The sequence below is a fragment of the Methanoculleus sp. 10 genome (assembly GCF_913757945.1).
Classification (GTDB): Archaea; Halobacteriota; Methanomicrobia; order Methanomicrobiales; family Methanoculleaceae; genus Methanoculleus.
On the sequence record NZ_CAJYDP010000010.1, the window covers coordinates 94,937 to 119,005 of the forward strand.

Below are 24,069 nucleotides of genomic sequence, written 5' to 3' on the forward strand. Positions count from 1 at the left end.
TTTTCCCTCATTCCTGCTTTCGCAATCCGAGCAGGCATGCCGTGAGAAGCAGTGCACCCGCTGCAGCAGTTATCCCAAATCCCGGCGATGCGGGTGCCGCCGGGTCTTCGAGCGGGATTGCATACAGGTCGTTCCCATCGCTCACGAGGATCGTCCTGCTGTCGGGAGACCACTGCTGCATCATGTATGCTGGATTATCAGGGCCGAGGGGTGCGAGGCCGGAGCCGTCGCTCTCCACCACCCAGAGCGCCTGGTTCCGCGACTCCGACCGGAAGGCGACCCTGGCACCGTCCGGCGACCAGACCGGTGATTTATCCCAGTTCCCGGTTGTCAACTGCTCTGAACCCGATCCGTCGCTCTTGATAATCCGGAGAGAGAACTCCGGCAATGTCCCCGGCGGTGCCGCGACGACGTAGGCGATCCTGTCCCCGTCCGGGGACCAGGAATACCCGGTTACGTCCCCTTCGCTGAACGTCACCTGTGTCTTGCCCGTTCCGTCGCTCTGCATGATCCAGATCTCCCGGTTCCCGGCTCCCTCCGAGAGGTATGCAATCCTGTCCCCCTGCGGCTGCCACAGGGGCAGGCGCGCATCTCCTCCGGTCGTCAGCTGCTTCTTGTTGCCGCCGTCTGCATCCATGATCCAGATGTCGGCATCCTTCCGGATATCCGAGAGGTTCACCGCAGGTGATCCTTTCAAGGCCTTCCATATTGCCGGATTGTCGAAGAGGCAGGAGGTATAGACTATCCGCTTTCCGTCGGCGCTCCAATCCGCCCCGTAGCCGGAGAGCCCCGGAATGGGAAGGATGCGGCCGCCTTCGGTCAGGCGCACCCTCCCGGTCCCGTCAGGGTTCATCGTCCAGAGGTCGAGCCCACTTCCGTCGTCGGATAAGAAGAGGAGTCTCTTCCCGTCCGGCGACCAGGGGTCGAACTCGGTGAAGAGATTCCACGAAACGTTGTCCGTCACCGGTATCGGGTTCTGGCCGTCGCGCTCCATCACCCGGATGCCGGCATGAACTCCGTCGGAGGAGACGAAGGCGATCCTGGCACCGTCCGGAGACCAGAAGGGATACGAATCGAATGCCGAATCGTTCGTCAGCTGGACGACGGGTGCGGCCGCTGCCGGGGGAGCGCACGCGATCAGCAGGAGAATGATGCATATCGCGTTCGGGGTCAGGCCGGTTCTTGTCATGGTTCACATCCCTGCATACAGTTGGATACTACTTGTAATACTTCGATCTTTGTAATTGTTTTGATCTTACTTATTTCCCTTCGGGCTTATCTTCCGGGCCCATCAGACTATACGCACCTCCGGTTTGATGGCCCCCCACTCCAGCGCAACAATGCTCTGCCCCCTCTCATCAACCCCCACCCCGCTCCCGAGAGCGGGGGCAGTCAGGCGATATGCGACTGGCCGGAGGGTGCGACTGCCGGAACGTGCTCCGGTTCGTCAGAACGGGAGCATGAGCACCGTTAGGTGCGAAGGCAGGAGCTTTCCCAGGGCACTACCGAAAGACCGGGATGACGACGCCGTTGGGGAAATTTATGTTACTAATCATTAATAAAATATTACTTAATCTTAAGAATAGTAAGTTATATAACACTCCCCGTTCTATCTCTGCCTGGCGGGCGGTGGCGGGGCCGCCGGTGCCCTGGCCCGGGCCACAGAACGGCCATGGCCACCTCACCGGGCTCCCGGAGCTCATCTCTGCCGCCTGCCGAACTGCCCTGCCGGTGGCGGGGCGGCGGTGATTGACCATGAAGAAAAGCATCACCCACAACGAAGGCAAGATCGTGCTGGACACCGACCGTGACGCCTGCATCTATTACGCACCGCGGGGCAGCCCTGACGGGGCATATGTGCGTGGAAAAGACCTCTATGTGCATGTAGAGGACGGTGTGCCCGATGTCTACTACATCCATTCCTGGTCGATGGCGCCAGACGAGGACGAACTGCTCCATCCGGTCTCCATCGTCTCTGCTGAGGAATTCCTGGAGATACGGGGGCTCATGCTCACCGCATACCCGGAGCAGAAAGGGAGCCTGGCGTTGCGGTCGTACGGCTACGGCATCGCGGAAGAGTTCTGAGAACCCGGCCCCGGGCGGGGGCGGTGCGCCCTCGCCGGGTCAAATATACTACTAAATAGTAATTATTTAACACCTCTTACGCCCTATTCTCATATATGTCATACCAGGCGCAGAGGAACGTCCTCCCGTTCACCGCCATCGTCGGCCAGGAGACGATGAAACGTGCACTCGTTCTCAACGCTGTCAACCCCGGAATCGGCGGCGTCCTCATCCGCGGCGAGAAAGGGACGGCCAAGTCCACCGCGGTCAGGGCGCTTGCCGGCGTCCTCCCCGAGATCGACGTGGTCGGGGGCTGCCCGTACAGTTGCGATCCTGCCGGCGACGGAGGCATCTGCAGCGCCTGCGCCGGGAAGAAGGCCTGCGGAGAGGACCTGGATGTGGAACGGCGGCGAGTCCGCGTTGTCGACCTCCCGCTCGGGGCGACCGAAGATCGGGTGGTGGGCACCGTCGACGTGGAGCGGGCGATCCGTGAGGGGACGGTGACGATCGATCCCGGTATCCTTGCCGCGGTCAACCGCGGCATCCTCTACATCGACGAGGTCAACCTGCTCGATGACCACGTGGCTGACGTCCTCCTCGATGCTGCTGCTATGGGCGTCAACGTGGTGGAGCGCGAAGGCGTATCCTTTTCCCATCCTGCCAGGTTCATCCTGGTCGGGACCATGAACCCTGAGGAGGGAGAACTGCGGCCGCAACTGCTGGACCGGTTCGGGCTCCAGGTGACCGTTGAGGGGATCGAGGACCCCGCCGTGCGTGTGGCGATCGTCAGGGCCGCCGAAGCGTTCGAGCGCGATCCCGGCGGGTGCCGGCAGGAGTTCAGGGCGGCGCAGGAGGAACTGCACGAGAAGATCGTCAATGCGCGGGCGCTGTTGCCGTCGGTCACGGCCGGCGACGCCCTCCTGTATGCAGTGGCGGAAGCGTGCATCCGGCTTGGTGTCAGGACCCACCGCGCCGATATCGCCGTCGTCCGCACGGCAAAGACGATCGCCGCTCTCGATGGAAGAACTGCCGTCACCCGCGACGACGTCCGGGAGGCCATGGAACTCGCGCTCCCGCACCGGATGCGCCGGAAACCGTTCGAGGAGCCGAAGATCGACCCGGAGCAGCTCGACGAAGCACTGAAGAACGCCGGGAAGGGGCACGACCACTCTCCCTGGGATGGCGGGGGCGGCACGGCCGGCGATGAGCGCCCCGCCGGGAGCGGCGGAGAGCCGCCCCCCTCCGACGGGGGTGCCGCACATGAAACCGTTTTCCCGGTCGGGAACCCGGTCGACGTCAGGAAGATGAACCTGCCGGAGCGGCGAGACACGCTGGAGCGGCAGAGAGCCTCCGGCAGGCGGCTTGAGACCTTCTCGGCGGGAAATGCAGGAAGATACGTCTCTGCGCGGTATCCGACCGGCACCGGCGACGTCGCGCTCGATGCCACGCTCAGGGCAGCCGCCCCGCACCAGGCAGTGCGCGACAGGAAGGGGATGGCGGTCGCCGTCCAGAAAGAGGATATCCGCGAGCGGGTCCGGGTGGGGAAGGTCTCTGTCGCGTGTGTCTTCGTGGTCGACGCCAGCGGTTCGATGGGAGCCACAAAGCGGATGGAGTCGGCCAAGGGCGCGGTCCTCTCGATGCTGGCGGACTCCTACCGGCACCGCGACCGCGTCGGCCTTGTGGCGTTCCGGGGAAACAGCGCCGATCTCCTCCTCCCGCTCTGCTCGAGCGTCGATCTCGCACAGAAGCGGCTGGAGGACCTCCCCACCGGCGGGAAGACGCCGCTTGCCGCCGGTCTTGCGAAAGGCATGGAGGTTCTCCAGCAGGAACAACGGAAGAACGGCGAGGTCATCCCGATGATGGTCGTCCTCTCCGATGGACGGGCGAACGTCCCTATATCCGGTGACGTCCGCCCCGAGGTTCTCGGCATCGCCGGGAAGATCCGGGCGCAGGGCATCAGGACGATGGTCATCGATACAGAGGAGACGGGGAACTCTTTTATAGCGTTCCGGCTCGGCTACTGCCGGGCCATTGCGGAACGCGCCGGCGGCGGCTACTACCCGATCGCCGACCTCTCCGCCGGGCTCCTGCACGATATCACAGCAGCCGAGCGGGATGTAATGGTGCACCCCGCCTGAAAGCCGTTCACCGGCAGAACGGCCGGAGTTTCTCGACCAGGCGGTCCACCTGCCGGACCGCCGTCCCGGTGTAGGCGTCCGGGTCGAGGAGCGCATCCAGGTCGTCGCGGGTGACGAACTCTGTGACCTCCGGCCGCTCGCCGAGCACCTGGGCAAGGTCCCGATCTTCGGCGAGGGCCTGCATGCTTGCCGTCCGCATCACCTCGTGCGCCTCCTGCCGGTTCATGCCCCGCTTCGTCAGTTCGATCATCACCGACTCGGCGAGGTTCACCCCCCGGAGCATCGTCAGGTTCTTCCTGATGTTCGCCTTGTTGAACTCAAGCCCTTCCAGTACGCCGATCATCACTTTCAGGATATGGTCGGCGAGCACCGAGGCCTCCGGGAAGAGCACCCGCTCGGGCGAGGAGTTCGTCAGGTCGCGCTCGTCCCAGAGGACGTTGTTCTGCAGGGCCGGTTCGACCGCGGACCGCACGATCCGGGAGAGGCCGCAGACCTGCTCGCTCTTGATCGGGTTTCGCTTGTGGGGCATGGTGCTTGAGCCCACCTGCTTCTTCCCGAACGCCTCCGCCAGTTCCCCGATCTCCGAGCGCTGCATCAGCCGGATCTCAAGCCCGATCTTGTCGAGCGTCGTCGCGACGTTTGCAAGGAACATGAAATACTCCGCGTAGCGGTCCCGCGCTATGATCTGGTTTGAGACATCGACGGATCGGATCCCGAGGAACTCCATCATCGTCTCCTGGATCTCGATGCCTGCATCCCCGAGCGCCGCCTGGGTCCCCACTGCTCCTGTGAGGTGCCCGACGACGACCCGCGGGCGCATCTGGCGGAGCCGCTCGATGTGGCGGGAGACTTCGCTCGCCCAGATCGCGAACCGGAGGCCGTAAGTGGTCGGGACGCCGATCTGCCCGTGAGTGCGGCCGGCACAGACCAGGGTCTTCGTCTCGGCGCTCCGGGTGAGGAGCACGCAGAGGAGTTTGCCCAGTTTCTCCTCGATGAGCGCGAGGCTGTCGCGGAGCTGCAGGGCCGTCGCGGTATCCAGGATATCGTTTGAGGTCGCGCCATAGTGGATCCATCTGCCCGCGTCGCCGCAGACCTCGGTGACGGCCTTGACGATCGCCATCATGTCGTGGTTGATCTCGGCCTCGATCTCCTTCGCCCGCTCAAGGCGTGCCTTCGGTGCAGAAGCCGCGATAGTCTCCGCATCCTCGCGGGGGATCATCCCGTGCGCCGCCTCGGCACGGGCCAGCGCCACTTCGGCCATGACGATCGCCCGGAAGCGGTTCTCCTCGTTCCAGACGGCACGCATCTCCGGGGTGCCGTACCGGTAGTCGATGGGATGGATTGCCATAGTAGAGAAGTGTTGGCATTCTCGCTACAAAAAAGGGTTGCCGGAAGGCTGCTCTCCACTCCCCGGGAAGCAGACTGTCGCCCCGGTTCTATCGCTATGGAGGCCTATTCCGTAGCGATAGTGGGAGTTGTCCGGTGGAGAGTCTCCGGACCGCCGGCAATGGGGGGCTCTCCCGGAAGCCCGAAAGATACTAGTCACGATCTCCCTAATGATCTTGTCGGGAGATCTCCCGACCGACAACCGATCCCGGTGAACTCCGTGAGGTCCGGAGGATAGCATTCATGAGCGAGTATCAGGATATATTCGGTAGAATTGTCAGCCTTCTTGAGAAGCGATCGCCGCAGGGCCTCTCCATCTCCGCAATCTCCCGCGAACTCGGGATGAACCGGGCTACCGTCGCCAAGTACCTCGAGATGCTCCAGTCGAGCGGGGACGTGAGCATGCAGCGGTTCGGAAGATCGAAGCTGTACACCCCGGCGCAGCGGGTCCCGCTCTCGGAACTCTTTGACCGCCTCTCAAACGCGATCGTCATCCTGGACGCCGACCTCCAGATCCTCATGGTGAATACGAGTTTCATCAGGACTCTCGGCATCCACCGCGGGAGAAACATCCTCGGCGCCTCCCTCTTCGACCTGAACCTCCGTATCTTCTCGGACCCGACCATCATGCGGAATATCGAGAGGGTCCGGCAGTCCGGCACCTACCTCTCCGAGATGCAGTACATCGAGGACAGCACGAACCACATCTATCACATCGAGTTTGCCCCGACGGTCTCCCATGTGGGGAAGCCGGGGATCCTGATCAGCCTGCAGGATATCACGGCGTGGAAGAACACCGAAGCCGCCCTGAAGTACTCGGAGAAGATGATCCGGACGATCTTCGAGAGGGTTCCCAGCGGGATCATCCTTTTTACGGCCGATGGGACCGTTCTCAACGCAAATCGTGCGTCCCTGGGGATCCTCGGCCTGAACGGGGTTCAGGAACTGGCGGAAGGAAATATCTTCGATATCTCCTGCTATAAAGGGAAGATCCTCGAGTTGATCCGGCAGGGAAAAGTCGCCGAGACGGAACTCGCCTGCGATTTCGACCGCCTGAAACGGGATCAGCGGATTCCGAGCACCCGGTCGGGCGTCGCTTACTTCGACGTGGTCTTCACCCCGATCACTCCAGACGGCGGGGTGACCTCACACGAGTTCGCCATCCTCTTCAGGGATATCACCACTGAGCGGCTGGCCCGGAAGGAGCTGGCCTTCAAGGAGACGCGCTACCGGTCGTTCTTCGAGAAGGCCTGCAACGGCGTCCTGATCTACGAGCCGATTGAGGGAGGAAACGAGTACATCATCAAAGACGTTAACGGGGTAACAGCAGCCCTCCTGCGGATGAACAAAGAAGACCTCGTCGGGAGGAAACTCTTCGAGGAATTCCCCGATCTCCCGAACCCGTACGTGCACGATCTCCTGTATCGCGTTCTGACCACCGAAAAGCCGGAGTTTGTTACACCGCTCAAATACCGGAACCGCGAGGACTTTCCCTGGATCTCCCATTATGTCTTCAAACTACCTTCCGGAGAGATCGCGTCTTTTATGATCGACGTATCGGATGCTGTCCGTAAGGAGGCTGAAGCGCCGTTCCAGGCGTGCAATGCTCGTGTAACGCGAGAGAATGACTTTTCTGGAATTAGTATATAAAACATTCTCTTATTGTTGAACACAGCCCCCCTCCTGCCCTCCGGGTGTAACCCCCCGCTCCCCGCGTGTCCTGGGGATTGTCGGGCTATTCGTGCTGGAATCCCAACGATTCTCCTGATAATTTGACGATCCCCCGGTGGTATGATCCAAGATGAATCGCGGGGCAGGCCAATATCTCCGATCGCCGTCCGGGCATTGTTGAACATTAAACGATATCTATATAGTCAGTCGCAAACATTATTCTTTCTGCGGAGAACTAGTCCGCACACCACAACAGGATCGGAAGAGAACCTTCAATGGGGTAGGATGGCCGTGATCCACCACAGATAAGTGGGATTAGATGTGTGGACCTCAGCTGCCGTACCAGTGCTCTCGTTGGAACTGGTAGCGTATCAAGATTTGGGTAGGCCTGCCCCTGGATAGGTGACTTTGCCGATCATCAGGAGACCAGTACCATGAAGACACAGATGGGTTACTTTGCATCTATTGAGCAGTACCGCCCCATGGATGCGCTTGAACAGGCAGTCAGAGCAGAAAATGTCGGTTTCGATTCTATCTGGGTAGACGACCACTTCCACCCCTGGTATCACACCAATGCACAGACGGGGCAGGCCTGGGCCTGGATGGGTGCAGCACTCCAGGCCACCAAGAAGGCGTTCTTCTCGACGTGCATCACCTGCCCGATCATGCGGTACAACCCGGGAGTCGTCGCACAGACGTTCGCCACCCTCCGGCAGATGTACCCCGGTCGTGTGGGCATTGCCGTGGGCGCCGGCGAGGCGTTGAACGAGGTGCCGGTCACCGGCGAGTGGCCGAGCGTACCGGTGCGGCAGGACATGACCGTCGAGGCCGTCGAAGTGATGCAGAAACTCTGGGAGAGCAAGGAGCCCGTCTCCTTCAAGGGCAAGTATTACACCTTCGACAAGGCGTTTCTGTACACCAAGCCCGACGACAAGGTTCCGCTCTACTTCAGCGGAATGGGTCCGAAGGGAGCACAGCTGGCAGGGAAGCACGCCGACCACCTCATGACGGTGTCTGCGCCGCCCTCCGTGCTGAAGAATGTCACCATCCCAAACTTCGAGAAAGGCGCCCGCGAGGCCGGGAAGGACCCGAGCAAGATGGAGCACGCCATGCTCGTCTGGTACTCGGTCGACGCCGACTATGACAAAGCCATTGAGGCACTGCGCTTCTGGGCCGGCTGCCTGGTTCCCGCCATGTTCAAATACAAGGTCTCCGATGCAAAGGAGGTCGAACTCCATGCAAACCTTGTCGGACATGACATGATGAAGGACAACTTCATGGTCGCAACCGACGCCGAAGGGATGATCAAGGAGATCGAGCGGTTCAAGGCTGCAGGCATCAACCACTTCTGTCTCGGCAACTCGAGCCCGAACGTGAACCTCGGCATCGATATCTTCAAGGAGATCATCCCCGCCGTCACGGAATGAACCGGGCTTGCCCGGTCCATCCCGATCTATGGGAGAAACGATGGAAAACCAGAACATTGCCCGGCTCATGGAGGAGGGTGCCGCCTTCTTCCCTGCAGAGAAAGCGGGCAGGCGACCCGTGTGGTACTCGAACCCGGCATGGACCGGTGTCGCCCTGGCGGATCTCGCGCCGGGAGCGGACACGAAGGGGTCGTTCTCTTCCCATCTCGTCAGGGTGCGTAAGGACTGTGAGGTTCCTGACCACCTTCACGAGAGCCAGTGGGAGTGGAACGCCATCCTCGCCGGGCACGGGAAGATGATCCTCGATGGGAGAGAGATACTCTTCAAGCCCGGGGACACCTTCACCACGCCGCCCGGCGTCCGTCACACCGTCATCGCCGACAAGGAGGATCTCGCACTGCTGGCAGTATTTGTTACCGGCCCGAAGTGATGGCAGGGGTTTCCCGGCCTCATTCTTCCCGATATCACACCTCCGTGTCCGGTGCCCCCGGGTACGGGGATTTCCGCCCCGTTATCACACATCTCCCTGCTGAAAAAATCGGCATCTCCACCTTATAAGCCGATGGAACCCACCCGGGGGCACCTTCAATATCCGCCTCATCTTTTTTAAGTAAAGGAGCATTACCCCCCGCGACGGCGTTCATCGAGACGATCGTTGTCGGATAGTCGGGAATGTCGGAGTTTGAGTATATACTGAACTTTGCGCAGAATCATGAACGGGCGGATGCCTGCCTGCCGGGCACCACGACGACGTCGATCCGGGTGGCCGTCTGTCGGCGTATCCATGGCCCGGCCCCGGTGAGTTCGACGCACTCATGCTCCTTCGTGCAGTCGACGACCCGGATCGAGAGTTCTCCACAGGTTTTCCTGTTGCGCCTTCACCGTCCCGGGCAATGCGGGTCCGGACAGTATGATTGCGCCGGAACCGTTGCGTTGTCCCGGCGCGGCGCCGTCACTCCCCTCGCCGGGCGCACTCCTCAACGAGCCGGGCGGCAAGATCGCGCACCGCCGCCCGCGCCGGGCTGTTCTGCGGGATCCCGACGATCGGCGTCCCGGCAAGATCCGCCTCCCCTATGCCCGGGTCCTCCGGGATACGGGCGATGAGGGGGAGATCGCTCTCGATAGTGTCGTCGCCCCGGTCACGGTTGACGACGAGGAAGATCCTCTCCCGCGAGAGGCCGAGCGACTCCGCGAGGTCCCGGATGCGGCCGGCGGTCCGCATCCCGCGGGCCCCGGGATCGCTCACGATCAGGAGGACCTTCGGGCTCTGGATCGTCCCCCGGGCGATATGCTCCATCCCGGCCTCGGAATCCACGACGACGAGCCGGTAACCACGCTCAAGCGTCTCGATGCACTCGGTGAGGAGGGCGTTCGGGAAACAGTAGCACCCCGACCCCTCCGGCCGGCCCATGGCAAGGAGGTCGTAGCCCTCCGCCTCCGCGAGCGCCCGGCGGAACCGGTATCTGACATATCCAGTCCGGTCCATGCCCGGGGGGATGGACCGGGTGAAGGCCTCCTCCCGCATGCTCCCGAGCGTCTCGGTGAGGGCGATCCCGAGAGCCTCGTGGAGGTTCGCGTTCGGGTCGGCGTCCACGGCGAGGATCGGCCGCTCTCCGGCCGCGATCAGCGCGTCGATCAGGAGCGACGCGATCGTCGTCTTCCCGGTCCCGCCCTTGCCGGATATGACGACGGTGCAGGGCCGGATCATGGTTCCTCACCCCGCAGGCGGCGGGAGAGCGACGCGGTCGCCGCCATGATCGCGACGGCCTCTCTCTCGGAGGCGTTCCGGATCCCGCAGGTCGGCGTGATGAGGGACTGGCGATCGAAGAGGTCGGGGTCGATCGTCTCCGTCGCACGGGCGCGGATATCCTGGAACCGGGAGAAGAACGAATTGGGATTCTCCGCCGCAAAGACGCTGTAATCCGCGGGAACGATCCCCCAGGCCACCACGCCTCCCCTCTCCATATAGCGGGCGATATCGTCGGCGTAGAGGAGAAACTCGCGGGCGTAGGTCCAGGCGTCGATCGAGACCACGGCCGGCGCAAGGCCGAGGACGAACCCCCAGTCGGTGTTGGCGCAGCAGTGGATCCCGATCCCCCCGTCGAGGAGGGCGGCGATATCCTCGATGGCGGAGGCCGCCACCCCGGCGTCCACCGGGACGACCGACGAGCCGAGCGACGCAAGGTAGGGCTCGCTCAGCACGACGAGGGTCGCGCGTGCGCCCATCCGCTCCCGCATCGCCGTCTCGCACCACCGGGCCCGCAGGCCGAGGAGTTTCCCGAGCAGGTCGGCGTACTCCGGGTCGTAGAGGATGGGCCGGCGCGTTTCGTCCACCACCTGCATCCCGAAGGTCACCGGGCCGGTCACCTGGCACTTGACGAGGAGTGCGTCCGAGAGGTCGCGGGTCATCATCGCGTGGAACCCCGACCCGTATGCCTCGCCGACCCGGTAGGGCTCTGCGTTCCGTTCAAGGTAGTCGAGCAGGACCCGCTCCATCGCCTCCGAGGGATCGGCGCTCCGATCGACCACGAGTCTCGCGTCCCGGACCACCCCGCCGGGGAGGTGTTCGGCGTCGGCAAAGACGATCGCCTCGAGAAGTCCCCGGTTCGGCAGGGTGGGGACGTAGGGGATCCGGGGGAAGGCCGCGAGCACCGCCCGGCACGCCGCGTCGGGATCGCGGTGAGGGAGGGCCCCCACGCCGGTCGCGAGGAGATCCGGGGACGGGATCATGCCTGCCATGACCTCACCCCCTGCCTCGCCCGGCACGCCTCAAGCGTCTGCTGCACGTGCGGGAAGAGCGCAAAGTCGGTGTGCGGCAGGAAACAGCTCGACGTATACCGGTCCATGAACGACGGGTCCGCGTTCAGTTCGATGTAGGTGATCCGCCGGGCGAGCCCGTCGAGCTCCTTCCTTCGCCTGCGGTCGACGAGGGCGATGTTCGCGCCGGTGATCGCCCCGTTCCCGATGTTTCCGACACGTTCCGGTGGGGTTTCCGGAATCAGACCGATGGTGACGGCGTTCTCCTTGTTGAGGTAGTTCCCGAACGCTCCCGAGAAGCAGACCCTGCCGATATCGGTGGGCGCAAGGCCTGCTGCGTCGAGGAGCGTCATGCAGGCGGCGTGGATTGCCGCCTTGCTCATGATCAGGTTCTTGATGTCGTTCTCGGTGATGACGATATCCTTCCCGATCGACGTTTCCTCTTTCCAGGCCACGACGAACTCCGGGTAATACTGCCCCTTCCGGACCCGGGGATGGTCAAGCTCCAGGTTGATCCCTCCCGTCCGGTCGATGACGCAGGCGCGGAAGAGCTCCGCGAGCAGGTCGATGAGGCCCGAGCCGCAGATTCCCCGCGGCCGGACGCCGTTGATCGTCGAGAACGACGGCGCGAGGGTATCGGGGTCGATCCGGACCCGCTCGATCGCGCCCGGGTTTGCCCGCATCCCGAAGAGCACTTCCCCGCCCTCCAGGGCCGGCCCGGCCGCGCCCGCGCAGGAGAGCATCCAGTCGCTGTTGCCGAGCACGGCCTCGAAGTTCGTGCCGATGTCCACCATGAGCGTGGCCTCCTCGCGCTCGGCCATCCCGGTGGCCAGGATATCGGCGATGATGTCGCCGCCGATGAAGTTCGAGACCGCCGGGAAGGTGTAGACCCCGGCGTTTGGGTGGGCCGCGATGCCGATCCGCCCGGCGGCCGTCGAGAGCATCCGGCGCACGACCGGGACGTAGGGTTCCGCGATCATGTAGCCGGGGTCGATCCCGAGGAGGAGGTGGGTCATCACCGTGTTCCCGGCGATCATCACCTCAAAGATCTCCTCGCGGTCGATCCCCGCGGCATCGGCGGCGGTCGTCAGGGCCTCGTTGATGCTCTCCGCCGCAAGTTGCTGCAGTCGGGTAAGGCCGCTTCTGCGGGAGAAGTTCACCCGCGAGAGGATATCCTCGCCGCAGGAGATCTGGCGGTTGTAGTTCGATGCCGTAGCAAGGATCCGCCCGTCGACGAGACTCCAGAGGTAGGCCACGATCGTGGTCGTCCCGAGATCCACCGCCACCCCGTAGAGCCTCCCCGTGGTGTCGCCCTCGTCCACGCTGCTCAGGCGGTAGCCGCCGGGGACCAGGGCGACCGTGGCGGTCACGTGCCACCCGCTCCGGCGGAGCACCTGCGGGAGGTAGCAGAGGACGCCGAGCGGCGCGTAGACCCTGTTCGGGGGCGGCCCGCTCTGCCGTTCGACCCCTTCGAGCAGGCGGGCGAGGTCGGGGGTCGTGTCCTCAAGGGACGGCGGTTCGAGGCGGACCTCATACTTCCTGACGGTGGGGTTGAGCGGGATCTCCTTCATGCCCGGGACCTCGACGAGGATCTTTTGCTCCTCGATGAGCGACCCGGCCGGGACCTCGACCTGGACGTCGCCGGCGACGGTCGCCTGGCAGGCAAGGCATGCCCCACGGGCGATCTCCTCGTCCGAGAAGAACCGGCGGTACTTCTCGCGGTCGAACGATACCGTGCCGTCTTTTACGTAGACCTGGCACTTCCCGCACTTACCCTCTCCGCCGCAGACCACGTTCATGGAGAGGCCGGCAGCGCGGGCCGCGTCGAGGAGGGTTGCCCCCTCCGGCACGGTCGCCTTCCGGTAGCCGGGGAGGAACGTCACGGTCGGCATCAGGCCTTCCACTCCTTCTCCAGGTATCCGGGAAGATCGGCCGCATCCCGGGGGCCGACCAGCACCTTCCAGCCGGTCGCGTCCTCGATCTTCCCGGAGAGCGGGGCTGCGTAACCGGGGATGACGAGCAGCCGGTGGTCCACCAGGTCCGCGACGCCGAACTTCTTAAGCGAGTCGGCGACGAGGGTCTCGGTCAGTTTCCCGCCGGCGACGGCCGTGAGGACCGAGAGCCCTTCCGTGTCCGCGATGAAGAGGTAGCAGGGTATCCGGGACGCTTCGAGATAGCCGAGCAGCGTGAAGTAGGTGAGCGAGAAGTTCACCGTGAGGAGGATCGGGGCGTCCGGTCCGGGCTCATTGATCGGGTAGATGCCCGGCGTCACCTGGATGGGCTTCTGCGGGTCGGTGTAGATGTTCTGCCGCAGGGTGAGCGCCGCCTCGCGCGAGGCGGAGGCGAGCGGGGGGGTGACGATGATCCCCGCGTACTTCAGGATACCCGCCGCAAGGGCCGCATCGGTCTTTCCGAAGGCTCCGGCGTCGAGGTAGAGGGGATACCCGAGCGCCGGTTCGGTCCGCCCGATAGCGGATCTCCGGATCTCCGTTGCAGTGGCGATGAAGCCGGCGAGCGACGACGGTGCGGGGTCGAGCACGAGGTCCGGGGTCCCTGCCTCCGCGCACTTCCCGGCGAGGCTGGCGAGTTCGGCGGGACCGGCGGCCCGGACGGCGAGAGGACACCCGTAGCGCTTCGTGAGGGCAGCGAGGCCCTCCCAATTCTCTTCGGTCGCGGCGTGGACCAGCGGCCGGTAGTGTCCCGCGACCGCGAGGCCCGCCTCAAAGGCTGCGGGGTCGCTGGCGATCAGCACCAGGGGGAGGGTGCTCCCGCCCCCGGCGAGCGCCACGGTCGCTGCGAACCGTTCGGGACGGTTGCTCTCGTACTTCACCGCCACCCCATTCACGACGAGGTCCTGCCCCACCCGCTGGACGACGGTCTCTTTCACCGTCTCCACGACGGAGCGCACCTCGTCCTCCGGCCAGGTATCGGAGACCTGCACCATGATGCCGGGCGGGTGGTAGAAGGTCTTCTCGTGCCGGAAGAGAACAAACTCCTCGCCGACCGCGATCGACCGCTCGCCTGCGCCGATGGTGACGAGCCGGACCGGCGGCCGGGTCACCCCGCCGAGGAGGCTCTTCGTGTCGGGGTCGAGGTCCGGGCAGGCCTCGACCTCCGCCTTTCCGACGGCGAGTTTCATGGCGAAGGCAAGGCAGGTGGGGTACCCGCACTTCTTGCAGTTCGTCTTCGGGAGGTGCTTGTAGATGTCGAGCGCTTTCATCGCCATGCTTCAGCCCTCCAGGGCCGCCTTCAGCCTCTCCACGGTCAGCGGGTGGCGGACGCAGACGATCGACGCGCCGGCGACAATGGCGGCGTAGGCGGTGTAGAACTCCCAGGCAACCGCCATCGCCTCCTGATCCGCCGGTGCGGCCTCTCGCACCTCCCGGACCGAGAGGGTGTCGGTGGGGGCGCAGATCATCGGCATCGCGAGGTCCGCATCGCCGGAGAGGGCGGCGAGCCTGATCCGCTCCATCACCGAGTAGGAGTACTCGAACCCGTAGCCGAGCGCCCCCGCGTAGGGGTCGATCACGATCCGGTCCTGCGGCACGCCGGTCTCGCGGAGGAGGATGTTCAGTTGCTTCGCCAGGTTGACGTCGATCGGCGACTGGGCGATCACCGCGTGACCGTATGCCAGCGCCGCCGCCGCGACGCTCCGGTAGCGGTCGGCCTCTGCGGTTCCGAGGAGGAGCCGCTCGCCCTCACCCGCCTCCCCGCAGCGGCGGAAGACCTCGCTGTCGAGTTCCGGTTCGTTGCTCCCCTCGACAATCAGGGGCCGGGCCGTCGCCGCGAGCACCTCCTCCGTCGTCGCGGCGATCGCGTCGAACGCATCGAATCCGCGCTGTTTCGTGCTCGTGAAGTTCAGCCGCACCAGGTCTGCGCCGTAGGTGCGCTCTGCGGCCCGCGCCCACTCAGCGGTGTCGTTCGCGAGGTCGCCCACGTAGTCGCGGACGACCGGCGGCCAGAACCGGGGGTCGTCGCAGATCTCAAGCGCCACCAGAGGCCGTCCGGCCCCGTCTCCGGAGAACGGGAGATCCCGCTCGCCCCCGATCACGTAGGAGACCTCCCTGGTTCCCCCTTCCTCCCGCGTGGCGCCGAGACGCACCTCGCGGATCGTCAATCCCTCGTCACTCTGCTCTGTCACGCACCATCCCTCCTAGATCAGCGACCTCATCGCGAGTGCGGGATGATCGACGCGCTCGAGAAACGCGACGAGGTCCTCGATCGTCGGCGCCGAGACCTCGTCCGCGATCTTCGCAAAGAGGTCCGGCATCCCCAGTGCAGCAAGTTTCTCCCGCAGCCGGTCTCCGAGTTCCTCTTTTAAGGAGGCCGGCATCCAGACCACCCGCGTAATACCGTTCTCGGCCTGGAGGAACCTGTCGCTCAGGATATAGTTCTTTGAGATGCCGATGAACCCCGGCGTCTGCGCGCCGCCCCCGATCGTCCCCGCGAGCGTCGAGAAGGTCATCCCGAGCGGGGTCTCCCCCGTGAAGTCGCGGCTGACGACGAGAATCCCGTTCACCTCCGGCACGATGGCCGCGATGCACTCGAAGCACCCGCAGGCGGTCATCGGGTTCTCGATCATGCTGTAGAGGGAGATCCGGTCGACCTCACCGTGGGATGCCTTCTTTACGAACCGGTTCACCCCCGCAAACTCACCGCAGACGGCATCGACCGTCTCCCCCTTCGGGACCGGCTGGTTCGCCCCGGCGGGAGCGATCTCGTGGGCAACCCGGGCGTCGAGCCAGGTGATTGCCCCGCAGAGCGCCGGCCGTTCCGGCGTGATGACGCAGACATGGTTCGGGGCGAACGTCTGGCAGAGGGTGCAGGAGTAGAAGGTCTCCACATCCTCATCCTTCATGCCGCTAATCCGCTCGTCGCGCCGTGCGTAGGCCTCCCGCGCCTCCGAAAGCATCCCCTCGACCTTCTGCCTGTCGGTGACCAGCGTCACCTGGACCGCGTCGATGTGGTCCGGAAACTCCGCCTTGAGTTTGTGGGCAAGCAACGTCCCGATGTCCCGGATCCTGACGCCTTTCGCCACTGCCTCTTTCGAGAGCCTGACCCAGATGAGGTCCCGCTGCGCAACGTGCCAGGACCCCTCGCCGTAGTTGACGAAGGTATGGATCCGCCGCTCGAGCACCGGTTCGTAGTCCGCTCTCATCCTCGCGCCGGCGACGTCCACCAGGATCGCGAGCGGGAGGGCGGCGCCTGCCGGGACGGCGTCGACCTCCGGTCCGACGACGGTGACCTTCCCGTCCTTCACCTCCTCGCGGGGCCGCATCCGGAGGAGCTCGAAGGCAGGGGTCCTCCCGCCGCCGAACTCCACGTACATCTCCTCTTTGCGGATGCTCTTCCCCTCGAACGCGGGGGAGCAGGCCATGGGTATCGGGATCGCCGTGACCGTGACCCGGATCCCCCGGAGGTCCATGCCGGTCCGGACCGCCGTTGCGGGAGCGACCGGTATCCACTCCCCTCCCTCGTAGCCCTTGCCGGCCGCGAGGATCGGTATCCCGAGCACCCGCAGGGCGTCGACGAACGCGGCCTCTTCGTCGGTGAGGCCCGGAAATGCGATCACGAACGCCTTCGCCCGTTCGGCGGCGTAGCCGAGCAGGGAGTGAACGTCTCCCGGCTGCACCCCCCCAAACATCATCGCGACCCGGGCGAGGATGTCGGCGAAGTGGATGCCCCGGGCGCTCTCCGGACCGAGCGGCACCAGGCGGTAATCCAGCCCCAGGCGGACGCCGGCGCCGGAGAGCGCCTCCACGACCCCGCCGGCAAGGAAGGTGAGCAGGTACTTCTCCTGCATCTCCCGGCAGATCGCCGCGGCGGCGTCGGGGCTCTCCGGCGTCCCGACCAGGAGGCCGAGGCCCGTGACGCTCCCGTCGACCAGGGTGTAACCGAGCCTCCGGAGGACTGCGTCCGGGATGAAACCTGTGTAGGGGATCTCCACGCCGCCTTCGCCGGCCATCAGGCACTCGCAGGCGACGAGGAGGTTGCTGCCGGACTGCCGGTATGCCTCGCGCGCTCCGTCCGCGTCCCGCACGGCGATGCCGGTGACGGCGTAGGTCACGGGGAGGGCATATGCCGTGTCCGCGTAGGCGAGCTTCCCGGAGAGTGCCTGCATCCTCGCATCGAGGCCGGTGCGGCCGTGCTCTATCGCCGTAGCAAGAGAGTCCGTGAGTCTATCCTTCATGATGCTATCAGCAGGTGATACTCTGCGCACGGTCATAAATGATTGTTTCCGTGCAAAGCGGCGGCCACCGCGGTCCTGGGGTTTCTCCGGCAACACGCGCTGCCGGTTGCCGGGAACCGTCCGGGATCAGCGTCAGATCCACTCTTTCTTCCTGAAGTAGAGGAGCATCGCGAACGCGACACCCAGCATGAGGAGGAGGACGAGAGGATACCCCAGGGGCGAGTCTTCGAGCGGTATGTTCCTGAGATTCATCCCATAAAACCCGGTGATGAAACTTAAAGGGATGAAGATGCTCGCGACGATGGTGAGGATCGTCGTGATCTCGGCGAGCCGGTTGTTCTGGTTCGAGGTGTGGAGATCCATCACGCCGGAGAGGGTATCTCTGGTATACTCCGCAACTTCTGCCGCCTGGATGCACCGGTCGTATGTGTCCCTGAAGTACGGGATCGTCTCCCTCCGGACAAGGCTCAACTCCCGGCTTGCGAGCGACCCAAGAACCTCGCGTGCCGGAACGGCCGCTCTCCGGATGGTCAGGAGGTCTTCCTTGAGTTCGTAGATCTGTTTTAAGGCAAGCGGGTCCGCGGAAGCCAGAACCCTGCCCTGGAGGTCTTCCACCCGGTCGTCGACTGTGTCGAGGATGGCGAGGTAAACACTCACGATGGCGTCAAGGAGCGCGTAGGTGAGATAATCCGGTCCCATGCCCCGGAGGACGCTCAGTTCGTTCCTGAGCCGTCCCCTGACCAGTTCGAAGACCTGGAAGGGCTGCTCGCGGAACGTTATGACGTAGTTCTCCCCGAAGATCAGGCTGACCTGCTCGCTTGCGACCCTGCCGTCTCTCTCCGAGAGCATCCTCGCGATGACGGCGACGTAGGTTCCGAACTCTTCTACCTTCGGCCGCTGGTCAGGGACTGTGATATCCTCCATCGTGAGCGGGTGGATGCCTGCCTGTTCTCCCAGCACCACGAGTTCGTCATGCTCCGGCACCCCGACGACGTCGATCCAGGTGACCGTCTCCCGGCTGATCCACGACCAGGCCTTCGTGAGTTCGATGCATTCGTGCTCCTCAATACGGTCCTCCGTGTAGTCCATCACCCGGATCGGTAGTATCTGACAGGATTCTTCCGGCTGCATCTTCACCTCCGGACTGTTTGCCCCGGAGATGGGGGCCACCCGGGGCTGATCCGCCCTCTCGCATTCGATCGGGATATCCCGATACGCGAGCGCCTGCTCCGCCGGATCCGGGGTGACTTCCGGGAGGGAGCATTCGCCCCATGGTATAAAACGCCACCGCCGGGCCGATCCCCCCGCTCTCCCCCGATGAACGAGACAGGAGGGGAAGAGAGGCTCCCGTCTCACCGGGAGCCCCTCCCCGAGGCCTCTGCGGATCAGATCCAGCCTCTCTTCCTGAAGTAGAGGAGCATCACCCCCGCGACGGCCGCCATCGAGGCGAGGGCTAGAGGGTAGCCCCAGGGATGGCTGATCTCCGGCATGTACGCGAAGTTCATGCCGTAGACCCCGGCGATGAAGGTGAGCGGGATGAAGATGGTGGCGATGATAGTGAGGACCTTCATGATCTCGTTCATCCGGCTGCTCTGGCTTGAGAGGTAGACGTCGAGGGTCCCGGACATCATCTCACGGTAAGTCTCCACGGTCTCGGCGACCTCTATGGTGTGGTCGTAGACGTCTCGGAAGTAGACGAGTGTCGGTTCCCGGATCTGAGGGGACTCTCCCCGTTCGAGTTCTGCCACCATGTCGCGGAGCGGCCAGACCGCCCTCCGGAGAGCAACCAGAGACCGCTTTAAGGCGTAGATCACCTGCAGGGTCTCGTGGTCGGGATCTGCCACCACCTCTTCCTCTACCGCCTCGATGCGTTCCCCGAATGCCTCGATCACGGAAAAATACCCGTCGACGATCGTGTCCAGCAGGACGTAGAAGAGGTAATCCGCCCCCTCGCTCCTGAGCCGTCCCGCCCCGGCACGCAGGCGCTCCCGGATGCGCTCAAATGCATCCCCCGGCTGCTCCTGGAACGATGCGACGTACCCTTTCCCGAGCACAAGGCTGACCTGTTCGCTCCAGAACTCACCGTCGCCGTCGGGAGCGAGCATCCGGACTGCAACGTAGAGATACTCGCTGTAGTCCTCGACCTTCGGGCGTTGGCGGGTGTTTGTGATGTCTTCCAGGGTCAGCGGGTGGATCCCGGCAGCCTCCCCGATTGCCTGGATCATCCCGGTCTCGTGGACGCCGTCGATGTTGATCCAGGTAACCGCCGTCGGGCGGAGGGTGAGGGCCCGGAGGTCCCCGGGCCGGGTGCAGGTCCGCTCGTCGAGATGGGATTCGTCGTAGTCGATGACCGTGACGGTGACCGGCTGGTCGCGGGCAATGCCGGTATAAATGAGTTCTCCCGGATCAGTATTCTGCCTGCTTGCCATCAGGTCCTGCCCCCCTGCCTGCTCATAGGAGATCGGGTCGAAGGTTCTCGTCCAGAAAGATTTGCCAAAAATGTAGTGGGCTCTCGTGGCTCACTGTTTTGCCGCCTCATCCTCTCCTTTCGCCTTCGCTGCGGCACGGCCGATCAGGATAACCGCGATCACAGCGATGATCGTCACGACGATGGCATACACGAGCATTGCAACGAGCGTGCTCTGATCCCCGAATATGAGCTTGAAGAGTTCCTGGATAGCACCGTTCCATGCGAGAGCGGCGACCAGGCCGAATGCGGCCGTGATAAGGGCTGCTATCTTTTCGATGACCTCTGTCTTGAAGGACATACGGTATTCACCAGTGAGCGGTGTGTGGGGCAACATATAATTGTTTCTGAAACGGGTTCCGGTGCTCCCCATTACGTCAACGTTCCCGCAGGCAGGGCGACGGCCGGCGGGGGGCGCAGGCGCGGCCCCCTATGAGGAGAAGGTTCTGGGTGCGTGCCGTCCCCTGAAGGGTCGGGTGCGGAGAGGCATGCATGGCTGTACAGGAGCCTCCCTGCCCCCTTCACTTTCACCCCGGACACCCAAACTACATTGACGTCAGCCGTCGACCTATAAGCAATGGATACCCTCGATGACTGGTTCCCCTACCGGGAGTACCGGCCCCATCAGCGGGAGATGCTTGAGGTGGCCGCATCTGTCGCACGCGACGGCGGTATCGCCATGATCGATGCGCCGACCGGGAGCGGCAAGTCGAGCGTGGTCTCCGCGCTCCTCGCAGAAAGCCGGGGACGGAAAGTGCTCGTCGCCGTCCGGACCATCAGCCAGCTTGCCACGTTCATGCGCGAACTTCAGCTGATCAGGGAGAAGCGCGGCAACCTGAAGTTCGCCTACCTCATCGGCAAGTCCAGCATGTGTCCGCTCGGCGGTGAGGGGGACATCTACCGGCGGTGCGAGGGCGTCAAGGCCTTCTCGACAGCGCTGATGCGGGAACGGGCGCAGAAGGGATCGCTTGTCCCGGCAAACGACCGCCAGATACGGCAGCAGATCCGGAAGATGGACCCGGACCACCCGCTCATCTGCCCCTACTTCATCCACGGCAAATCCTTTGTGGAGCCCGAGGACGCGGGACTGAAGATGATCCCGTCGGCTGCCCTGCGCGTCCGGGCCGAGCGGGTGAGCACCGAGTTGATCTGGCCCGACCAGCTCGCCGGGTTCTGCGGCGACATCTGTCCCTACGACACGATGATGCACGCCGCCCGGGATGCCGACGTGGTGCTCGTGAACTTCTACCACCTCTTCGACGACATCATCCGGGAACAACTCTACCAGTCGCTCGGGATCGAGGGGCATGACGCCCTGCTGCTCATCGACGAGGCCCACAACTGCGGCGACGTCGTCCAGAGCATCGAGAGCGTGACGATCGAGGAGCGCGACATCGTGCAGGCCGGCCACGAACTCGCCGGGCGGCGGCGGTCGCAGCAGCAGGCGGACGCCATCACCCAGATCCTGCCGCAGATCACCCGGTTCATGGAGGCGCTCAAGGCATCGCACGAGGTTGAGGACTGGTTCGACCCTGCCATATTCCAGCGGATGATCCTCGCGGGCACGCTCTACCAGAGTGTGGAAGGGGTCGTCGACGATCTCCTCAAGATCAGCGAGGGGATCCGCGAGAAGAACATGCAGGCAGGTGAGTTCCGGGAGAGCGCGATCGAGCGGCTGACCGAGTTCTTCTACCGGATCTTCCGGTCTGCCGCCGACCCGGCCTACCTGACGGTCTACCGGAAGGCGGACGACGGCACGGTGGCGCTCGAGGTGAGAAACATCGACCCGAGCACCAAACTCCAGGATATCGCCCGGGCACATGCATGCTGCATCCTGATATCCGGGACGCTCTCTCCCATCGAGAGTTACCGGCGCTACTACTTCGGCGATCTTCCCGTCACCGCGATATCGCTCCCGAACGCCTTCCCTCCCGAGAACCGTCGCATCCTCTGCGCCGATGACATCACCACCGCCTACTCGATGCGCCGGGACCGGGATAACCTCGCCCGGACCGAGGACTACATCGCCACGTTTGCCGCCCTCCCCGGAAACCTCGCGATCTACTTCCCCTCCTACGACCTCCTCAACACGTTCGCGGAGCGGTGCGCCCCCCGGATCAGAAAAAAGCAGATCTACGTCGAGCCCAAAGATACCGCCGCCGCCGCCGTCATGCTCCGGGAGTTCATGGCCCTCCCCGGGACAGGCCGGTTCGGCATCCTCTTTGCGGTCTGCGGCGGCAAGTGGAGCGAGGGCCTCGATTACCGGGGCGAGATGCTCGCGGGCGCGCTGGTCATCGGCCTCCCGCTCGCGCCGTTCAACCGCGTTCGCCGGATGGTGATCGAGTACTTCCGGATGAAGTTCGGGACGGAGGGCGAGTTCATCAGTTATACCCTCCCGGCGATCAACCGCGCCCTCCAGGCGCTCGGACGGGTGCTCCGGACGCCCGAGGACCGGGGAATGCTCGTCCTCGGGGAGCGGCGGTTCCTGGAACCCCGGGTCCGTGCCGGGCTGCCGCCGTGGATGCAGGAGGAGATGACGACCTGCACCATCGACCTCTTCCGGAAGGAGGCCGGCAGATGGCGATCGTGACCGGGTCATGCCGGTTCGGCCTCTGGCATGTCCACGTGGCATGGCAGGACGACCTTGTCTACCGGGTGCGTTTTGCGCGCGCCGGGATCGCGGGCCCGGTCCCGGAGGCGATCCTGCGCTACTGTGCCGGGCGGCGGGAGGACCTCTCCTCCCTCCGGAGTATTGCGACCGAGGGGGAATCGACGTTTGCCGCGATTTACCGCGCGGTTCGTGCGATCCCCTGCGGGGAGACCGCCACCTACGGCGAGATCGCTCGGAGGGTCGGGACCGCACCCCGGGCTGTCGGGTCGGCGATGGCCCGAAACCCGACCCCGATCGTGGTGCCCTGCCACCGGGTCGTCGCAAAGACCGGGATAGGCGGGTTCTCCCCGGACCCGGCCATCAAGGAGGCGCTGCTCGCCATGGAGCGCCGAGAGAAGGGGAGAGGTTAACAGGTAACTCTGCCTATATAGCTACTTACATGAAGATCGTGGTCCTGGGTGCGGGCGCGGTCGGCCTGACCGTCGCCGCGAAGTTGTCCCGTGTCGCGGAGGTCCATGCCGTTGCCCGGAAGCGGCATGCTGACGCTGTGCGGGAACGGGGTTTCCTGATGACCGGCATATGGGGGGAAGGTACCTGCCGCTTCAGCTGCTCCGAGGACCTTCCCCGCACGTGGCAGGCCGCCGACTATTACATCATCACCGCAAAATCCACCGATACGGAGGCGGTCTGCCGCCAGTTCGCGGACGCGATCCGGGGGCGCGAGGTGGTGAGCCTCCAGAACGGGATCGGGAACGAGGAGGTCATCGGGCGGTTCACCGACCGGGTCATCGGGGGGATGATCATCACCGGGTTCGAGTGGCGGGGCGATGCGGCGGTTCATGTCTCGGTGGAGGCGGCGCCCGTGAAACTCGGCAGGTTCCCGTCCGGCACGGGCGAAGCGGTCGGTCGTCTCGCAGACCTCCTGCTCGCGGCCGGCATCCGTACGGAGGTGACCGGTGAGATCAGGAGCGATCTCTGGTCAAAGACCCTCTACAACTGTGCGTTAAACCCGCTTGGCGCCATCATGAACGTTCCCTACGGGGCGCTCGCCGATCCGCACGCCTGGGCGGTCGTCACCGAGATCGTCCGGGAGGCCTACCGGGTGGTGGGGGCCGAGGGCGTCACCCTCCCCCTGGCGACGCCGGAGGCGTACCTGGAGTACCTCCAGACCGCCCAGCTCCCCGCGACGGCCGCCCATCACTCGTCGATGCTCCAGGACCTCGCCCGCGGGCACAAGACCGAGATCGACTTCATGAACGGCGCCGTGGCTGCGCTCGCCCGGAGGCACGGTCTCGACGCGCCCTATAACGCCTGCATCGCCGAACTGATCCGCTTCCGGGAACGGCTCTGACGGTTGG

The 24,069-nt window shown here is 64.3% G+C and carries 19 protein-coding genes; 8 read left to right on the forward strand and 11 right to left on the reverse strand.

Annotated features, from left to right (window positions below; genetic code table 11):
* Positions 1-7: 7 nt before the first annotated feature.
* Positions 8-1,189 carry a peptidase S9 gene (locus tag QZ408_RS12310; protein ID WP_292491911.1) on the reverse strand — a complete coding sequence of 394 codons (1,182 nt, stop codon included), beginning with the start codon at positions 1,187-1,189 and terminating at the stop codon, positions 8-10.
* Positions 1,190-1,755: 566 nt separating this feature from the next.
* On the opposite strand from QZ408_RS12310, the gene QZ408_RS12315 reads away from it, so the two are divergent.
* Both QZ408_RS12315 and QZ408_RS12320 read left to right on the forward strand, forming a co-directional pair.
* Positions 1,756-2,085 carry a hypothetical protein gene (locus tag QZ408_RS12315; RefSeq protein WP_292491913.1) on the forward strand — a complete coding sequence of 110 codons (330 nt, stop codon included), beginning with the start codon at positions 1,756-1,758 and terminating at the stop codon, positions 2,083-2,085.
* A 95-nt stretch (positions 2,086-2,180) separates the two neighbouring features.
* Positions 2,181-4,202: a magnesium chelatase subunit D family protein gene (locus tag QZ408_RS12320; RefSeq protein WP_292491914.1), complete on the forward strand. Its 2,022-nt coding sequence runs from the start codon at positions 2,181-2,183 to the stop codon at positions 4,200-4,202.
* Between the two features lie 7 nt (positions 4,203-4,209).
* On the opposite strand, the gene purB is transcribed toward QZ408_RS12320, so the two are convergent.
* Positions 4,210-5,550, reverse strand: coding sequence for an adenylosuccinate lyase (purB, locus tag QZ408_RS12325; protein WP_292491916.1), 1,341 nt, complete (start codon positions 5,548-5,550; stop codon positions 4,210-4,212).
* A gap of 281 nt (positions 5,551-5,831) precedes the next feature.
* Here purB and QZ408_RS12330 point away from each other — a divergent pair, with 281 nt between their 5' ends.
* From QZ408_RS12330 to QZ408_RS12340, 3 genes are all read left to right on the forward strand, one after another.
* Positions 5,832-7,238: a PAS domain-containing protein gene (locus QZ408_RS12330; RefSeq protein WP_221058089.1), complete on the forward strand. Its 1,407-nt coding sequence runs from the start codon at positions 5,832-5,834 to the stop codon at positions 7,236-7,238.
* 455 nt (positions 7,239-7,693) lie between these two features.
* Positions 7,694-8,686 (forward strand): TIGR03557 family F420-dependent LLM class oxidoreductase, encoded by a 993-nt coding sequence (locus QZ408_RS12335; RefSeq protein ID WP_221058090.1) that lies wholly within the window; start codon positions 7,694-7,696, stop codon positions 8,684-8,686.
* 40 nt (positions 8,687-8,726) lie between these two features.
* Complete coding sequence (locus QZ408_RS12340) at positions 8,727-9,116, forward strand: cupin domain-containing protein (RefSeq protein ID WP_221058091.1); 390 nt, start codon at positions 8,727-8,729, stop codon at positions 9,114-9,116.
* 522 nt (positions 9,117-9,638) lie between these two features.
* Here QZ408_RS12340 and QZ408_RS12345 read toward each other — a convergent pair.
* The 9 genes from QZ408_RS12345 to QZ408_RS12385 form a co-directional block, all read right to left on the reverse strand.
* On the reverse strand, positions 9,639-10,394 hold the full coding sequence (locus QZ408_RS12345) for an AAA family ATPase (RefSeq protein WP_292384978.1): 756 nt from the start codon (positions 10,392-10,394) through the stop codon (positions 9,639-9,641).
* Positions 10,391-11,425 (reverse strand): hypothetical protein, encoded by a 1,035-nt coding sequence (locus QZ408_RS12350; RefSeq protein WP_292384976.1) that lies wholly within the window; start codon positions 11,423-11,425, stop codon positions 10,391-10,393. Before QZ408_RS12350 ends, QZ408_RS12345 begins: the two co-directional genes overlap by 4 nt.
* Positions 11,413-13,335 (reverse strand): ASKHA domain-containing protein, encoded by a 1,923-nt coding sequence (locus QZ408_RS12355; protein ID WP_292491918.1) that lies wholly within the window; start codon positions 13,333-13,335, stop codon positions 11,413-11,415. The genes QZ408_RS12350 and QZ408_RS12355 overlap by 13 nt, the downstream gene beginning before the upstream one ends.
* Complete coding sequence (acsC, locus tag QZ408_RS12360) at positions 13,335-14,669, reverse strand: acetyl-CoA decarbonylase/synthase complex subunit gamma (RefSeq protein WP_292384972.1); 1,335 nt, start codon at positions 14,667-14,669, stop codon at positions 13,335-13,337. The genes QZ408_RS12355 and acsC overlap by 1 nt, the downstream gene beginning before the upstream one ends.
* 3 nt (positions 14,670-14,672) lie before the next feature.
* Entirely contained in the window at positions 14,673-15,584 is a 912-nt protein-coding gene (locus QZ408_RS12365; RefSeq protein ID WP_292384971.1) for an acetyl-CoA decarbonylase/synthase complex subunit delta, read from the reverse strand.
* A 12-nt stretch (positions 15,585-15,596) separates the two neighbouring features.
* Positions 15,597-17,633, reverse strand: coding sequence for an acetyl-CoA decarbonylase/synthase complex subunit alpha/beta (acsB, locus tag QZ408_RS12370; RefSeq protein WP_292384969.1), 2,037 nt, complete (start codon positions 17,631-17,633; stop codon positions 15,597-15,599).
* 132 nt (positions 17,634-17,765) lie between these two features.
* A complete protein-coding gene (gene corA / locus QZ408_RS12375; RefSeq protein ID WP_286878896.1) occupies positions 17,766-18,764 on the reverse strand; it encodes a magnesium/cobalt transporter CorA in 999 nt (332 codons plus the stop codon).
* Positions 18,765-19,018: 254 nt separating this feature from the next.
* A complete protein-coding gene (corA, locus tag QZ408_RS12380; protein ID WP_292491922.1) occupies positions 19,019-20,062 on the reverse strand; it encodes a magnesium/cobalt transporter CorA in 1,044 nt (347 codons plus the stop codon).
* Between the two features lie 90 nt (positions 20,063-20,152).
* Complete coding sequence (locus QZ408_RS12385; protein ID WP_292392474.1) at positions 20,153-20,401, reverse strand: DUF5654 family protein; 249 nt, start codon at positions 20,399-20,401, stop codon at positions 20,153-20,155.
* A gap of 276 nt (positions 20,402-20,677) precedes the next feature.
* Between QZ408_RS12385 and QZ408_RS12390 the strand changes: the two genes are divergently transcribed.
* The 3 genes from QZ408_RS12390 to QZ408_RS12400 are packed head-to-tail and all read left to right on the forward strand — an operon-like array spanning position 20,678 to position 24,062.
* A complete protein-coding gene (locus QZ408_RS12390; RefSeq protein WP_292491924.1) occupies positions 20,678-22,690 on the forward strand; it encodes an ATP-dependent DNA helicase in 2,013 nt (670 codons plus the stop codon).
* The gene (locus QZ408_RS12395) at positions 22,678-23,121 is read left to right on the forward strand and encodes a methylated-DNA--[protein]-cysteine S-methyltransferase (protein ID WP_292491926.1); all 444 of its coding nucleotides are present in this window, start codon (positions 22,678-22,680) and stop codon (positions 23,119-23,121) included. Before QZ408_RS12390 ends, QZ408_RS12395 begins: the two co-directional genes overlap by 13 nt.
* 29 nt (positions 23,122-23,150) lie before the next feature.
* Positions 23,151-24,062 carry a ketopantoate reductase family protein gene (locus tag QZ408_RS12400; protein ID WP_292491928.1) on the forward strand — a complete coding sequence of 304 codons (912 nt, stop codon included), beginning with the start codon at positions 23,151-23,153 and terminating at the stop codon, positions 24,060-24,062.
* Positions 24,063-24,069 lie beyond the last annotated feature (7 nt).